We start from the raw sequence: 15,284 nt of genomic DNA, 5'->3' as shown, positions 1-15,284 counted from the left end.
TCACGGTCGAGTGAATCCCTGTGAGTAGCGCTCCCTGAGCTTGTACTTGAGCACTTTCCGCAAGGTCTCGTTGCGCGGAAGGGCGTCCACCACTTCCAGTTGCTCCGGCAGCTTGTGCACGGACAGCCCTTCCGCGCGCAGGTAGGACGTGATCCCGGCGAGGGTCAACTCCTCGACCCCGGGCAACCCGTCCGCCGCCGACGGCTGTTCGGCAGCCTCGATGACGGCGCAGACCCGTTCCCCGCGTTCGGCGTCCGGCAGCCCGATCACGGCGGCGTCCCCGACGGCCGGGTGCCGGTGCAGCAGATCCTCGATCTCCTTCGCGGAGATGTTCTCGCCCTTGCGGATGATGACGTCCTTCAGGCGCCCGGTGAGCACCAGGTGGCCGCTCTCGGTCAGATGGCCGACGTCCCCGGTGATCAGGAACCCGTCGGCGTCGAAGGCCTCCGCCGTCTGTGCCGGGTCCAGATACCCCTGGCAGACGGCCTCCCCGCGCAGCCGTACCTCGCCGTCCACGATCCGTATCTCCATGCCGTCGGGCGGCCGTCCCTCCGTCGTGGCCAGGTTCTCCGCCGAGTCGTCCGGCGACCCCATGGTGATCATCGGGACCTCGGTCATCCCGTACCCGTGCGTGAGCTGGACCTTCATCTCGCGTACGACGCTGTGGTAGATCTCGGGCGGCTTCGGCGCCCCACCGCCCGCCAGGAGCCGCAGAGTCGGTATCAGCGGCTCTCCCGGTCGCTTGCGCTGTTCGGCGAGGAACATCGAGTAGAAGGCGGTCGATCCGCCGGCCACCGTCACGCCGTGTCTGCGGTACTCCTCCAGCGCGGCGGGCAGCGCGAACTGCTCGAACAGCACGGCCGGGAAGCCGTACAGCAGCAGCATCACCGTGTAGTCGGGCCCGGCGATGTGCGCGTACGGGAAGGCCATCGAACCGACGTCGTCGGGGGACAGGTGCAGCGAGTGCGCCAGGCAGGAGCCGCCCGCGATCAGCGAACGGTCGGTGTGCAGCACGCCCTTGGGGTCGGAGGTCGTGCCCGAGGTCCAGTAGATCCAGCGGACCGAGGTGCCTTCGGAGGGCGCGGCGGGGAGCAGGGAGGGGTCGCCGTCCGGCAGCCGGTCGTACGCCTCGAAGACGCCCTTCGCGCCGAGCCGCCGCGCCATCGCCGTGTGGTCGAAGCCGCGCCACTCGCCCGGTACGGCGAAGAACTCGGCCCTGGACTCCCGTAGCGCGAAGCCGACTTCGCGGTCCCGGTAAAAGGGGATCACGGGTGACTGCACGGCGCCGAGCCGGGCCAGCGCGAAGGACAGCAGGGCCGTCTCGATCCGCGTGGGCAGTTGCCAGGCGACCACCGTTCCGGGGCGTACGCCCATGTCGTACAGGCCCGCCGCCACCCGCTCGGCGCGGTCGCGCAACTCGCCGAAGCTCAGGGACCGGTCGCCCTGGAGGAGGACGGGCCGGTGCGGGGTGAGGCCGGCGCGGCGGACGACCAGTTCCCAGAGGGTGCGGGAGGAACCCAGGGCGTGTGCGGTGTCGTTCACTTCGGCCCCCTGTCACGAGCTGACGGTCAGTCAGGTTGCGTCCAGAGCGTATGACCCGCCGCCTTGTCGGTCCATAGGTGCGGAGCTAGCCTGACTTCTGACGGTCCATCAGATCACCATCAGGGCGGGCGAGTAATGGATCTCACGTACACGGACGAGGAGGAACACTTCCGCGCGCGGCTGCGCGAGTGGCTCGCCAAGGTGCTTCCCTCGCTGCCCCCGAAGCCGTCCCCCGGCGACTGGCCGGGACGGCGCGCGTACGACCTCGGCTGGCAGCGGACGCTGTACGACGCCGGGTACGCGGGGCTGCACTGGCCCGCCGACGCGGGCGGGCGCGGGGCCACCCCGACCCAGCACCTCATCTACCTGGAGGAGACCGAAAAGGCGGGCGCACCCTACGTAGGGGCCAACTTCGTCGGGCTCCTGCACGCGGGCCCCACGATCGCGGCGGAAGGAACCCCCGGCCAGCGGGCGCGCTGGCTGCCGCCCGTGCTGCGCGGTGAGGAGGTCTGGTGCCAGGGCTTCAGCGAGCCGGATGCCGGTTCGGACCTCGCGGCGCTGCGCACGCGCGCGTGGCGGGACGGCGACGACTACGTCGTGAGCGGGTCCAAGATCTGGACCTCCCACGCCGAGGTCGCCGACTGGTGCGAGCTGTTGGTCAGGACCGACCCTTCGGCTCCGAAGCACCGCGGGATCTCGTGGCTCGCGATGCCCATGGACGCCCCGGGGATCACCGTACGACCGCTGCGTACGCTCGCGGGCTCGACCGAGTTCGCGGAGGTCTTCCTCGACGACGTGCGCGTGCCGGTGGCGAACCGGGTCGGCGCGGAGAATGACGGCTGGCGCGTGACCATGGTGACGTTGTCGTACGAGCGCGGTACCGCCTTCGTCGGCGAAGTCGTCGCCTGCCGCCGGGTGCTCGGCGAACTCGCCCGCGAGGCACGGCGGAACGGCCGCTGGGACGACGACGTGCTGCGCCGCCGCCTCGGGCGGCTGAACGCCGAGTTCCGCGCGCTGTGGCGGCTCACGCAGTGGAACGTGAGTGAGTCGCAGAGCACCGGGGGAGTGCCGGGCGTCGGCGGGTCCGTCTTCAAGCTGCGGTACTCGCACGTGCGACAGGAGTTGTACGACGCCGCCGCCGAGGTGCTCGGCCCCGAGTCGCTCGACCTCCGCCAGGATTGGACCCTGGACCGGCTCTCCTCCCTGTCGTACACCATCGCGGCCGGCACCTCGCAGATCCAGTCGAACATCGTGGCCGAACGAATCCTGGGCCTCCCGAAGGGACGGTGACATCGACCCGGTGGACTTCCAACTCAACGAAGATCAACTGGCGTTGAAGGCCGGTGTGCGCGAACTGCTGACCGCGCGCTTCGGCCGCGAGAGCCTGCGGGCCGCCGTCGACAACGGGCCGGCGCTCGACCGGGCCCTGTGGCGCGAGCTCGGCGAGGCGGGGTTCTTCGCGCTGCGGCTGCCGGAGGCGGACGGCGGCGTCGGACTGGGCCTCCCGGAAGCCGTGTTGGCCTTCGAGGAGGCCGGGCGGGCGCTGCTGCCCGGACCGCTGGTGGCCACCCACCTCGCGGCGGGCACGGTGGACGGGGCGGCCACCGGGGAGACCGTGGTGGCCGCCGTCGACGGACAGCTGGTGGAGTGGCTGACGGAGGCGGACGTCGTACGAGGGGACGCGGCCGGCGCGCAGCCGCTGAAGTCGGTGGACCCGCTGACGCCGCTGCACCGGGTGCCCGTCTCCGAGGGGGCCGACCCGGCCGACGTACTCGTCACCTCCTTGCTCACCTGCGTCCTCACCGCCGCCGAACAGCTCGGTACCGCCGCCCGTGTCTGTGAACTGGCGGTGCAACACGCCCGGACCCGTGAGCAGTTCGGGCAGCCGATCGGGGCCTTCCAGGCGGTGAAGCATCTGTGCGCGCGGATGCTGGTGCGGGTGGAAGTGGCACGCGCCGCCGTCTACGCGGCCGCCGTGACCGCCGAACCGCTGGATGTCGCGGCGGCCCGGCTGCTCGCCGACGAGGCCGCCGTACGCGGCGCCCGGGACTGCCTCCAGGTGCACGGCGGCATGGGCTTCACCTGGGAGGCAGACATCCATCTGTATCTGAAGAGGGCGTGGGTGCGGACGCAACGTGCGGGTGGCGGCACGCAGAGTGAGGAGATGTTGGCCGGCGATCTGACAGCAGGAACGGCCCAGTAGGGCTCTGTGCAGGAACGGTTCGGGAAGCGTCGAAACGGGTGTCAAGGATCGTGGCATTTCGAAATCACGGAGCGTTGATATCGGGTTGTGTCCTAGGCGTGACTTGTCACGGCCTGGAGTCGGCGCCACGCTCCGGTACCTTGTGTGAGATGCGAGTGGTTCTGAGCTTGAGCCATGCCGGTGTTGCCCAAGAGGCGGCCCCGGACCCGGCGATGCACGCCGCTCGCAGGGCAGGGCGAATCCCCGCGCCTGCCTGTTCGACTCCCCGTGGCGAGCGTCGCACAGTATCCCGCACGCGTACTCCTTCGCGCTGGAATATGCCCGAAGCGCTTGTTGGGGTGACTGTACGTCAACCATGCTGTCTCGCAAGGGAATCACGTTCCGTGATCCTTGTTCTGGCCATGCAGAAAATGGCTACGATCGTGGCCCTTGTGAGGCGCGAGGCGATGTGTCCGCCGGTTCGGATGGTGTGAGCGGTGCAGGTGCTTCAAGTGCAGCTGGAGATTCGGCCCGACCCCGCGGAGGTGGGGCGCGCCCGGAGGTGGGCGCGTTCGCGGCTCGCAGGGTCCGGGATAGAGGCTGATGAGCCGCTCGCTGAGACGCTGATCCTGCTCGTCTCCGAACTCGTGACCAACGCCGTGGTGCACACGGGCTGCCCCGCTGTGCTGCGGCTGTCGCTGCCGGAGGGGGTGGAGATCACCACCGTCCGACTGGAGGTGGCCGACGCCAGCACCCGGCCCCCGGTCCCCCGGCACGCCGACGGCGAGGAGACCAACGGCCGCGGCCTGGAGCTCGTCGACGGCCTCGCGGACCGCTGGGGCTGGTGCCCCGAGGGTGCCGGCAAGCGCATCTGGGTCGAGGTGGACCGCTGTTCGTCGACCGCGGCGGCGGGGTCGACGTATCGCGGCTACGAGGACTTCGCGTACGAGGCGGTCTAGGTGCATTAGGTGCATTGCCCTGCGAGGTCGGGGACTCGGCAGTCCTGGGCCGCTCGGCGCGGGGTCGTGCGGGGTATGCATGGGCGCTTTTTCCGTGGCATATACGCATGGACGCCCCAGTCCTGACTTCGGGGACGGCCGAGTGCGCCGGGCCGTGCTTCCGTGCGCGCCATCATGAACAGGGCATAAGTGATAAATCCCCGAACGGGTGTTGACGTGACGTGTCCGTTTGATCACGCTTGATGTCAGCGATTCGCCGCGAGGGGACGGCGAGGGTTCCGGTGACGGGAGCCCTCGTCGAGTGCGGGTCGTGACTCGGCGTCAGCTCCTGCGGGGCAGCGGGAGCAGGGTGGGTGCGCCGGAGCCGGATGGCGGCGCGCGGTGCCGCGCTCGGGGCGAGCGGGGGCGCGCCGCCAGCCGACGCTCGGGTGCGGTGCCGAATACGGCAATCTCGCGAGTGTCGGCTACAGCACCGCCACGGGTGCCACCGGTGTTCCCGTGCCGCCGACGAAGGGTTCGGGCATCGCGGACAGCAGGAAGGCGTACCGCCCTTCTTCTCCACAGGCTGTGGACAACTCTTCGAGATTCCAGTTCTGGCCCTGCAGCATCCCCATCTCGACCAGGTCGAGCGCGTGCACGGGCAGCCAGAGGTCCTCGATCTCGGGCGGGAAGATCTCGAAGGTGAGGGTGTCGTTGGCGACGGCGGCGACATCGCGGGCGTGGAACCACTCGGGGGTACGGACGGAGAGACCGGGCGAGGGGTATCCGTAACCCTGCTTGTCGCCCGCGAGATACACCTGTACCTGGCCCGTCCGTACGAGGACGATGTCGCCCGCCCGTACGCGCGTACCCGCCAACTCCTCGGCTGCCTCCAGGTCTTCGGGCGTCACGGCATGCCCGCCGTCGAGCCGGTCCCGGCCCCGAGCGTGCGCGACGTCGAGCAGCACGCCCCGGGAGACGATGTGCCGCAGCTTGTCGATGCCGCTGAACTCGGCGCCGCCGTGCGGGGTGATGGTGTCGGCCGGGCGGCCGTTGAAGAGCTTCCCGGAGTGCGAGGCATGGGCGAGGGCGTCCCAGTGGGTCGCCGCCTGGAGGCTCATCGTCACGACGTCGTCGCTGCATGCGACGGTGCCGGGGCCGAAGAGTTCCTGGTTGATCTGCACCATGGCGTGCAGGGGATTGATCCGTCCGGGGATCATGCCGGTCTGTACGCCGTCCTGTTGCAGGGGGAGGGCGAGAGGGACGCGCCTGCCGGTGCGGACGGTGGCGGCGGCCTCGCGTACGACCTCGTCGGTGATGAGATTCAGGGTCCCGATCTCGTCGTCGGCGCCCCAACGCCCCCAGTTGTTCACGCGTTTGGCGATGTCATGGAACTCCGGGGGCAGCGTCTTAGGTGACATGAGTCCTCCCGGGGGCTTGTCTCCAGGTATCTGACGGGCCGTAGAATCCAGTTGAATCTAACGGACCGTCAGAAACTGCGGGAAGGGGCCGGGCGTGGGGAACTTCCTGGCAGGCAAGGTCATCGCCGTCACGGGGGCCGGGCGGGGCATCGGACGTGCGGTCGCGCTGGCCGCGGCGGCCGAGGGCGCCAGGGTCGTCGTCAACGACTACGGGGTGTCCGTCGAGGGTGCCCAGCCGACGAGTTCGATCGCCGAAGCCGTGGTGAAGGAGATCGAGGCGGCGGGCGGCGACGCGGTTGCGGTGGCCGACGACATCTCGACGATGGCGGGCGGCCAGCGGGTCGTCGACGCGGCGCTGACGTCGTACGGGCGGATCGACGGTGTCGTGTGCGTCGCCGGGATCCTCCGCGAGCGGATGCTCTTCAACATGTCCGAGGAGGAGTGGGACCCGGTCATCGCGACCCATCTGAAGGGCACCTTCACCGTCTTCAGGGCCGCGTCGGCGGTGCTGCGGAAACAGGGCTCGGGGACGCTGATCGGCTTCACCAGCGGCAACCACCAGGGATCCGTCTCCCAGGCCAACTACAGCGCCGCCAAGGGCGGGATCATCTCGCTGGTCCGCAGCGCCGCGCTCGGCCTGCACAGGTACGGGGTGACGGCGAACGCGGTCGCGCCCGTCGCACGTACCCGCATGTCGGCCGGCGTCCCCATGGAGCTGACCGAGATCGGCGAGCCGGAGGACGTGGCCGCGCTGGTCGTGTACCTGCTGTCGGAGCGGGCGCGCCAGGCGCGCATCACCGGGCAGGTCTACACGGTCGCCGGGCCCAAGATCGCGGTGTGGGCGCAGCCCCGGGAGCTGCGGGCGGCGTACGCGGAGCGCGCCTGGACGCCCGAGCGGATCGCGGACCTGCTGCCGGGGACTGTCGGAGTGGATCCGATGCCGCTGCTGGAACAGGTGGAGGCGATGGCCCGGGCGGCCGCTGAGAAGGGGCGGCCGAACCAATGAGGGTGTCTTTCGGGCCGGGGTGCCGTCCGAGGGAGACAGTGCCTTGCGAGCGGGTGGGAGTGTCTGATGTCCGCGAGCTTGTCGGCCTTCGCGTCGGCCTTCGCGTCGGCAGGCTCGGCGGCCGGCTCGTTCAAGAGCGGAGTGGGAGGGGCGCGCGTGGAGTTCGGATTCGGTTCTGAGGACGAGGTCTTCCGTGGCGAGGTGCGCGGCTGGCTGGCGGCTCACCTGGACGGCGTACCGGCTCGCTCGGTGTGGGAGCGGGAACTCGGCCGGGGCGGCTGGATCGGGCTCGGATGGAGCGAGGACGGGTACGGCAACCGGCGGGCGAGCCTGACCCAACAGGTCGTCTGGGCCGAGGAGTACGCCCGCGCCAAGGCGCCGCCCCGGTCGGGCCACATCGGCGAGAACCTGCTGGCGCCGACCCTCATCGCCCATGGGACGCGGGAGCAGAAGGCCCGCTTCCTGCCGCCCGTCGCCCGCGGCGAGGAACTGTGGTGCCAGGGGTACAGCGAGCCCGGCGCCGGTTCGGACCTGGCGGGGATACGGACAACTGCCGTACCGGACAAGGCGGGTGGGCCTGCGGAGTCGTACCGCATAACCGGTCAGAAGATCTGGACCTCCCTCGCCCACGAGGCGGACTGGTGTTTCGTACTGGCCCGTACGCGGCCGGAGTCGACGCGTCACGACGGTCTGACCTTCCTCCTCGTACCGATGGACCAGCCGGGCCGGATCGAGGTCCGCCCGATCCGGCAACTGACCGGTACCAGCGAGTTCAACGAGGTCTTCTTCGACGGAGCCGTCGCGCGGGCCGAGCATGTCGTGGGCGGTGAGGGCAACGGCTGGCGCGTGGCGATGAGCCTTCTCGGTTACGAGCGGGGTGTCTCGATGCTGGCCCAACAGATCGGCTTCGCCGAGGAGTTGGGGCGGGTGATGGAGGCGGCGGTGGCGAACGGCACTTCCGCCGATCCGGTCGTACGCGACCTCCTCGTACGGCAGTGGGCGGAGCTGCGGACGATGCGGTGGAACGCGCTGCGGACGCTGGGGAGTTCGGGGGACGGCCAGGGCGCGGCGGGTGCCCCCAGTGTGGCCAAGCTGTTGTGGGGGCGGTGGCATCAGCGGCTCGGTGAGCTGGCGGTACGGGTACGGGGTGCCGGGGCCGCGGTGGGTCCCGCGGACTGGTCGACGGCGTCGCCGTACCAACTGGACGCGTTCCAGCATCTGTTCCTGTTCAGCCGGGCCGACACGATCTATGGCGGCTCCGACGAGATCCAGCGCACGATCATCGCCGAGCGGGTGCTCGGCCTGCCGAAGGAACCCAGGGGACAGGGAGGCTGAGCGATGCGGGGCGATACGCGAGGTGCGATGCGGGGCGCGGTGCGGGGTGCCGTGCGGGGCGTGATCTTCGACGGTAAGCAGACCGAGGTCGTGGACGACCTTGAGATACGGGAGCCGGGACCCGGTGAGGTGCTGGTCGCGATCTCCGCGGCTGGGCTGTGCCACAGCGACCTGTCCGTGGTGGACGGGACCATACCTTTCCCCGTTCCTGTGGTGCTGGGCCATGAGGGCGCGGGGATTGTGGAAGCGGTCGGTGCGGGCGTCGCCCACGTCCAGCCCGGTGATCATGTGTCGCTCTCCACGCTCGCCAACTGCGGGACCTGCGCCGAGTGCGACCGGGGCCGGCCGACGATGTGCCGAAAGGCGATGGGGATGCCGCAGCGGCCGTTCACCCGGCGCGGTCGGCCGCTCTACCAGTTCGCGGCCAACTCGGCTTTCGCGGAAAGGACGTTGGTGAAGGCCGTCCAGGCGGTCCGTATCCCCGACGAGATCCCCCTGCCGTCTGCCGCCCTCATCGGGTGCGGGGTCCTCACGGGTGTGGGGGCCGTGCTCAACCGCGCACGGGTGGAGCAGGGCGACACCGTCCTGGTGATCGGCACGGGCGGCATCGGCCTCAACGTCATCCAGGGCGCTCGGATCGCGGGCGCCCTGAAGATCGTCGCGGTCGATTCCAACCCCGCGAAGGAGCAAGTGGCCCGCCAGTTCGGCGCGACCCACTTCCTCACCTCGACAAACGCCGTCAAGGACATCCTCCCCACCGGCGCGAACCACGCCTTCGAATGCGTCGGCCGCGTCGAACTCATCCGCCAGGCCATCGACCTACTGGACCGCCACGGCCAGGCAGTACTCCTCGGCGTCCCCCCGTCGACCGCCGAGGCCTCCTTCCTCGTCTCGTCGATGTACCTCGACAAGTCGATCCTGGGCTGCCGTTACGGCTCTTCGCGGCCCCAACGGGACATCGCCCTGTACGCCGACCTGTACCGGGAGGGACGCCTGCTCCTGGACGAACTGGTGACGGCGACCTACCCGGTGGAGGACTTCGAGAAGGCGGTGGACGATGCGCGCGGGGGGAGGGTGGCGCGGGCGGTGCTGACGTTCTAGATCTCCTTCCGGGGCGCGCTGGGCGGGTGCCGGCGGGTGGTGACAGTGGGGGCTCAACCCCCGCTGTGGAGAAGATCGTTGTCGACCTCCGGGAGACCGGGGGTGTTTCCGGACTGGAAGGTGCGCCGGTATGCGGTGGGGGTGACGCCGAGGGCCGTCTGTAGGTGCTGGCGCATCGACTGGGCTGTGCCGAAGCCGGATTCGCGGGCCACCTGGTCGATGGACAGGGCGCTGGCCTCCAGCAGGTGGCGGGCTCGTTCGACGCGTTGCTGGGTGAGCCACTGGCCGGGGCTGACGCCGACCTCCTCGCGGAAGCGGCGGGTGAAGGTGCGTACGGACATGGACTCCTGCTCGGCCATGTCGCGGAGCTGGATCGGCTCGTCCAGGCGGCCGAGGGCCCAGGCGCGGGCCGCGGTCGTGGTGGCCGCCTGCGCCTCCGGGACCGGGCGCTGGATGTACTGCGCCTGGCCGCCGTCGCGGTGCGGCGGTACGACGGTGCGGCGGGCCACATCGTTGGCTACGGCGACGCCGTGGTGATGCCTTGGGGAAACTGGGAGTGAGCCGATCTTGCGTACCTGCCAGCTCGAACCAGTGGGGCGGACTCGGCGGCCAGGCGCCCGCACACGGGACGGCTCCCGCTGCTTCCTGCAGGGGAGCGCCCCGATCCCTCACTGAGGTGTAGTCGAGTACCGCTCGATGCTCGCGCGGCCTGTCGATCGGTCGAGTAGGCGCAGCTCCCACGGGCCCGTGTTCACATCGAAGTCCTTGCCGAACCCGACCCACTTGCCCGCCATACGTCGGCCCGTCGGCTCGATGAGTAGCTGAATCGAACCGTGGTACCGGGCACCTTGGTAGTACCCGTTGGTCGCCGTCTGCTCGGTCCACGTACCGGTGACGACGTTCCGATCAACGGTGAGATCCAGAGACAACGGGCTGGCCGGGTTGGTCGACGCTCCGGGCAGGCTCTGAGCTGTCAGCCGGTTGCCGTGCTGGACGATCACGACGTGGTGCTTGCAGTCGAACGTCTCGTCACGGCTGGACGAGTAGAACTCGTACCGGGACAGCCAGATGCCCGCGTACTCGCTCTGCGGCTCTGGCTCCGGGTTTGTGACAGCGTCAGCCGTGCCGACTTCCCCAGCCTCCATGTCATGACCTCCTGCGCCGTCTGAATGGACGCGTGCCATCGGGATCGCGAACCCCAGCAGTTCAGGGGTGCGGCCGGTGAACCGCTTCAGCGCCCGCGCGTACAGCGGGCGGCACGTCTTGGTCTCCCCGGACTCCCAGCGTTGCACGAGTCGCTTGGAAGCGTCGTTCGGTTCCCCCAGTTCCTCGCCCGCGCCCCGCAGGCCCTGGGCGAACTCGTCTTGGCTCAGGTTCATCGACTTGCGTACGGAGGTCAGCACGTCGTTGGGGATTCGCTCATGCTCGGCCGTAGTCGTCATGATCCGAGGGTAGCCACGTCACGCCTCCAATGACACCGGTTTGACGCCCTCGGGGTGACGCCGACATGACGCCCGAGGGACGCCTTGAACGTCGCCGCGATGGTCATGCCCGATCCGGAACATGGACGTCATGTCCATCCGCATCAGCGCTTACACGGTGAGAGCCGACGGCACTCGGACCGAGCCACGAACCCTGTACGAGGGGGAGGGCGGGGAGCCTCTCGCTACTGGCCTCATGCCGCCGTGCCTGTGTCCCAAGTGTGCGGGTGGACGACGTAACCGGAGCACCACGGAACCCCAATTACGCGGAGGCAAGCCAGCATGAGCACCGTAGTAGTGATTCGCGACCCGAAGGCGTACGTCACGCCGGACGTGTGGGAGCGGGAGGTGGCCCTCCTCCGCAACCCGGAGAACACACGCGAACTGGCAGAAGCCAAGTTCGGGCAGGCCATCGCCTACCTGGTCACGTGCGGTGAGAACCCGGACCTTCTCATGGGCCCGTCCGAGCAGGTGGACGAGGCATGGCATTCGTTCATGCTCGACTCGATCCCGTACCACCACTTCACCAACCAGCACTTCGGCCGGTACATCCACCACGTTCCGGAGCTTCCGGGGTCGACGGCCGGTGTCCAGTGCGTCAGCGACGACCAGGCGATGCGGGAGGGCCACGACCCCAAGACCGGCGGCCCGCTCGTTCTGGAACAGACGATCAAGGCCATCAAGGCGGCCGGGTTCGAGATCGACCCCGACCTGTGGGGCATGGAGAACGCGGCCGACTGCAACCAGTGCCACGCCGGGTGCCACGACTCGCCCAAGTAGTAGTGAGCAGCAAGTGAGGTGGGGCCTATCCCCGTACGTTGGAGGTGGGCCCCTCTTGCCGGGAAGGATCACCACATGTCATTGGCTGAGTCCTGGGACAGATACGCGGTCGGGAGCAAGCCACGCAGGACCGTGAACGCCATGGGTGAAACGACCTGGTTGAACTGGACTCAGTACGCCGATCATGGGCCGACCGAGAGCGTTCTGGGTCCCGTGGCCGGGCGCAGGGTCCTGGAACTCGGCTCAGGGAGCGGCAGTAACCTCGCGCACCTGGTGACGCTCGGCGCGACAGGTCTTGGGGTGGACGTAGCACCCGCCCGCGAGACGGTCGCGCGGGAGCGCTGGGGCGATCTGCCGGGCCTTGAGTTCCGTACGGCGGAGGCGACGGCGTTCCTGAGCGAGACGGACGAGACGTTCGATGTCGTGCTCTCGATCTTTGGTGCCGTCTGGTTCGTCGATCCGGACACCCTGCTCCCGCTGATCCGCTCGCGTATGGCGCCGGGCGGCATCCTGGCCTTCTCGCATTTGCCTCCAGGCAGTCAGGCGCCCAAGCCCGCCAAAGCCGGACTGCGGCACGACCGCACCCCAGGTGAGTGGGGGCGCATCCTGACTGGGTACGGCTTCTCTGACGTGTGCGTGTCTCTGATCGACCCGCCAGAGGGCAGGGCCGTGGGCACGATGCTTGTCCGTGCCCTGGCAGCCTGATTGCGCGGCTGTCTCAGGAGCTCTCCACGAGGTGGCTGTAGAGGGTGGCTCGGGAGATGCCGAGAGCGATAGCGCTCACGCTCTCGACCTTCGCCTTCCTGGCACGGGCCACGGCGGCACGTCGTCATCGACCTTGGCCGGCCGCCTGTTCTTGTCGGCGGCTGTCGCCAGGCCCTCGACTCCCGGCGTGAAGGAAATTGTTGTCGACCTCCGGGAGACCGGGGGTGTTTCCGGACTGGAAGGTGCGCCGGTATGCGGTGGGGGTGACGCCGAGGGCCGTCTGTAGGTGCTGGCGCATCGACTGGGCTGTGCCGAAGCCGGCTTCGCGGGCCACCTGGTCGATGGACAGGGCGCTGGCCTCCAGCAGGTGGCGGGCTCGTTCGACGCGTTGCTGGGTGAGCCACTGGCCGGGGCTGACGCCGACCTCCTCGCGGAAGCGGCGGGTGAAGGTGCGTACGGACATGGACTCCTGCTCGGCCATGTCGCGGAGCTGGATCGGTTCGTCGAGGCGGCCGAGGGCCCAGGCGCGGGCCGCGGTCGTGGTGGCCGCCTGCGCCTCCGGGACCGGGCGCTGGATGTACTGCGCCTGGCCGCCGTCGCGGTGCGGCGGTACGACGGTGCGGCGGGCCACATCGTTGGCGACGGCGGCGCCGTGGTCGCGGCGTACGAGATGGAGGCACAGGTCGATGCCGGCCGCGACGCCGGCGGAGGTGAGGACGTCCCCGTCGTCGACGAAGAGCACGTCGGCGTCGACCCTGACCTTCGGGAAGAGCTCCTGGAAGTGCTCCGCGTGCATCCAGTGCGTGGTGGCCGGGCGGCCGTCGAGATAGCCGGCCGCGGCGAGCACGTATCCGCCGGTGCAGATGGAGACGAGGCGGGTGCCGGGGCGGATGTGGGCGAGGGCGGCGGCCAGTTCCGGGGTGAGCACGCCCTCGTCGTGGACGGGGCCCAGCTCGTAGGAGGCGGGGATGACGACGGTGTCGGCGGTCGCCAGCGCCTCGGGGCCCTTTCCGACGAGGACGGCGAAGTCGGCGTCCGTCTCCACGGGGCCCGGCGGGCGGATCGAGCAGGTGACGATCTCGTACAGGTGGCGGCCGTCCGCGTCGCGCGCCTTGCCGAAGATGCGTTGCGGGATGCCGAGTTCGAAGGGCAGCAGGCCGTCCAGGGCGAGGACGACCACGCGGTGCCGTGTGGATCCCTGCCGCTGGGACGTCTCGTACGGGGATGTCTGTCGGGATGTCTGTCGGTCTGCCATGGCCTGATCCTAGCGAATACTGTCCTTCGGGCCACTCGTTCCCGGAGATCGCAGGCCCGAAGCTCTATGACGTGACCCAGACGACCGACTCCGCCGATGCCGACCCGACGGACTTCACCGATGCCGACCTGACGGAATCCGCCGATGCCGACCAAACAGATTCCGCCGATGCCGACCTGACAGATTCCATCGAGGCCGTCGGCTCGACAGCCAAGCAAGCTCGTGACGCCAAGCAGCACCGCATCCACCGTGCGTGGTTCGTCGCCGCCGTCACCTTCGTGACGATCATCGGAGCGGCGGCCTTCCGCTCGCTGCCGGGGCTGCTGATCGATCCTCTGCACAAGGAGTTCGACTGGTCGCGCGGCGCGATCGGCGCGGCGGTGTCGATCAACCTCGCGTTGTACGGGTTGACGGCGCCGTTCGCCGCCGCGCTGATGGACCGCTTCGGGATTCGGCGGGTGGTCGCGGTCGCCCTGATCGTCATCGCGCTCGGGTCGGGGCTGACGGTGTGGATGACGGCGGTCTGGCAGTTGCTGCTGTGCTGGGGCCTGCTGGTGGGGCTCGGATCCGGCTCGATGGCACTCGCCTTCGCGGCGACGGTCACGAACCGCTGGTTCACGGAGAAGCGCGGCCTGGTGACGGGCATCCTCACGGCGGCCTCCGCCTCCGGCCAGTTGATCTTCCTGCCGTTGCTGTCGTGGATCGTGACGGAGCACAACTGGCGGCCGGCGGCCGTGACGGTGTCCCTCGCCGCCCTCGCGGTGGTCCCCTTCGTATGGCTGCTGCTGCGGGACCACCCGGCGGACGTGGGCCAGAAGCCGTACGGGGCAACGGAGTTCGTGGTGAAGCCCGCCCCGGTGCCGGGCGCCGCCCGCCGTGCGGTGACGGTCCTCCTCTCCGCCGTCCGCACCGGACCCTTCTGGCTGCTCGCGGGTACCTTCGCGATCTGCGGTGCCTCGACGAACGGCCTGATCCAGACGCACTTCGTGCCCGCCGCCCACGACCACGGCATGCCGATCACCGCGGCGGCCTCGCTCCTCGCCGTCATCGGTGTCTTCGACGTCGTCGGAACGGTGGCCTCCGGCTGGTTCACCGACCGCTACGACCCGCGCCGGCTGCTGGCGGTGTACTACGCGCTGCGCGGCGTCTCGCTCCTCTTCCTGCCGATACTCCTCTACCCGACCGTGCATCCGCCGATGATCTTCTTCATCGTCTTCTACGGCCTCGACTGGGTCGCCACCGTCCCGCCCACCCTGGCCCTGTGCCGGGAGCAGTACGGCGAGGACAGCGCCATCGTCTTCGGCTGGGTCCTCGCCTCGCACCAGATCGGTGCCGGCCTCGTCGCCTTCCTCGGCGGCGTCGCGCGTGACGTCTTCGGCTCGTACGACGTGGTCTGGTACGCGTCGGGAGCGCTGTGCGCGGCGGCGGCGCTGATGGCGCTGGTGATCCGGCGCCGGCCCACCGTGCGGGTGGCGGCCCTGACGGCGGCCTGACCGCGCGGGTCACGGCGGCCTGACCGCGCGGGTCACGGCGGCCTG

General features: G+C 69.7%; 13 protein-coding genes and 1 pseudogene. 9 read left to right on the top strand and 5 right to left on the bottom strand.

All coding sequences use genetic code 11. From position 1 onward, the window contains the following. Complete coding sequence (locus ACFYPC_RS16775) at positions 1-1,542, bottom strand: class I adenylate-forming enzyme family protein (protein WP_388676074.1); 1,542 nt, start codon at positions 1,540-1,542, stop codon at positions 1-3. Positions 1,543-1,677: 135 nt separating this feature from the next. Here ACFYPC_RS16775 and ACFYPC_RS16770 point away from each other — a divergent pair, with 135 nt between their 5' ends. The 3 genes from ACFYPC_RS16770 to ACFYPC_RS16760 all read left to right on the top strand — a co-directional run bounded on the left by ACFYPC_RS16770 (position 1,678) and on the right by ACFYPC_RS16760 (position 4,683). After that, positions 1,678-2,832 carry an acyl-CoA dehydrogenase gene (locus ACFYPC_RS16770; protein ID WP_388676071.1) on the top strand — a complete coding sequence of 385 codons (1,155 nt, stop codon included), beginning with the start codon at positions 1,678-1,680 and terminating at the stop codon, positions 2,830-2,832. 10 nt (positions 2,833-2,842) lie between these two features. Beyond that, a complete protein-coding gene (locus ACFYPC_RS16765) occupies positions 2,843-3,745 on the top strand; it encodes an acyl-CoA dehydrogenase family protein (protein WP_388676068.1) in 903 nt (300 codons plus the stop codon). 491 nt (positions 3,746-4,236) lie between these two features. After that, positions 4,237-4,683, top strand: coding sequence for an ATP-binding protein (locus ACFYPC_RS16760; protein WP_388676065.1), 447 nt, complete (start codon positions 4,237-4,239; stop codon positions 4,681-4,683). A gap of 464 nt (positions 4,684-5,147) precedes the next feature. On the opposite strand, the gene ACFYPC_RS16755 is transcribed toward ACFYPC_RS16760, so the two are convergent. Next, positions 5,148-6,083, bottom strand: a complete 936-nt coding sequence (locus tag ACFYPC_RS16755; RefSeq protein ID WP_388676062.1) for a cyclase family protein — start codon at positions 6,081-6,083, stop codon at positions 5,148-5,150. A 94-nt stretch (positions 6,084-6,177) separates the two neighbouring features. On the opposite strand from ACFYPC_RS16755, the gene ACFYPC_RS16750 reads away from it, so the two are divergent. The 3 genes from ACFYPC_RS16750 to ACFYPC_RS16740 all read left to right on the top strand — a co-directional run bounded on the left by ACFYPC_RS16750 (position 6,178) and on the right by ACFYPC_RS16740 (position 9,525). Next, positions 6,178-7,089 carry an SDR family NAD(P)-dependent oxidoreductase gene (locus ACFYPC_RS16750; protein ID WP_388676060.1) on the top strand — a complete coding sequence of 304 codons (912 nt, stop codon included), beginning with the start codon at positions 6,178-6,180 and terminating at the stop codon, positions 7,087-7,089. Between the two features lie 156 nt (positions 7,090-7,245). Then, on the top strand, positions 7,246-8,424 hold the full coding sequence (locus ACFYPC_RS16745; RefSeq protein ID WP_388676268.1) for an acyl-CoA dehydrogenase family protein: 1,179 nt from the start codon (positions 7,246-7,248) through the stop codon (positions 8,422-8,424). 51 nt (positions 8,425-8,475) lie between these two features. After that, the gene (locus tag ACFYPC_RS16740; protein WP_388676265.1) at positions 8,476-9,525 is read left to right on the top strand and encodes a Zn-dependent alcohol dehydrogenase; all 1,050 of its coding nucleotides are present in this window, start codon (positions 8,476-8,478) and stop codon (positions 9,523-9,525) included. 53 nt (positions 9,526-9,578) lie between these two features. Here the strand turns inward: ACFYPC_RS16740 and ACFYPC_RS16735 are convergent. Both ACFYPC_RS16735 and ACFYPC_RS16730 read right to left on the bottom strand, forming a co-directional pair. Further along, positions 9,579-10,067: pseudogene (locus ACFYPC_RS16735) on the bottom strand (GlxA family transcriptional regulator); the annotation flags it as partial. A 126-nt stretch (positions 10,068-10,193) separates the two neighbouring features. Next, entirely contained in the window at positions 10,194-10,967 is a 774-nt protein-coding gene (locus ACFYPC_RS16730; RefSeq protein ID WP_388676057.1) for a helix-turn-helix domain-containing protein, read from the bottom strand. Between the two features lie 321 nt (positions 10,968-11,288). On the opposite strand from ACFYPC_RS16730, the gene ACFYPC_RS16725 reads away from it, so the two are divergent. Together ACFYPC_RS16725 and ACFYPC_RS16720 are read left to right on the top strand one after the other, a co-directional pair. Continuing rightward, positions 11,289-11,786: a glycine-rich domain-containing protein gene (locus tag ACFYPC_RS16725; protein WP_388676054.1), complete on the top strand. Its 498-nt coding sequence runs from the start codon at positions 11,289-11,291 to the stop codon at positions 11,784-11,786. A 141-nt stretch (positions 11,787-11,927) separates the two neighbouring features. Next, positions 11,928-12,491, top strand: coding sequence for a class I SAM-dependent methyltransferase (locus ACFYPC_RS16720; protein WP_388676051.1), 564 nt, complete (start codon positions 11,928-11,930; stop codon positions 12,489-12,491). Between the two features lie 124 nt (positions 12,492-12,615). Here ACFYPC_RS16720 and ACFYPC_RS16715 read toward each other — a convergent pair whose 3' ends face one another. After that, complete coding sequence (locus ACFYPC_RS16715) at positions 12,616-13,746, bottom strand: GlxA family transcriptional regulator (protein WP_388676048.1); 1,131 nt, start codon at positions 13,744-13,746, stop codon at positions 12,616-12,618. Between the two features lie 188 nt (positions 13,747-13,934). Here ACFYPC_RS16715 and ACFYPC_RS16710 point away from each other — a divergent pair, with 188 nt between their 5' ends. Then, entirely contained in the window at positions 13,935-15,239 is a 1,305-nt protein-coding gene (locus tag ACFYPC_RS16710) for an MFS transporter (RefSeq protein WP_388676262.1), read from the top strand. The last annotated feature ends 45 nt before the right edge of the window (positions 15,240-15,284 follow it).

It is taken from the genome of Streptomyces sp. NPDC005808, assembly GCF_042871385.1.
Classification (GTDB): domain Bacteria; phylum Actinomycetota; class Actinomycetes; order Streptomycetales; family Streptomycetaceae; genus Streptomyces.
Note: the sequence above shows the minus strand (reverse complement) of the source record. Positions and strands in the feature narration are given on the sequence as shown.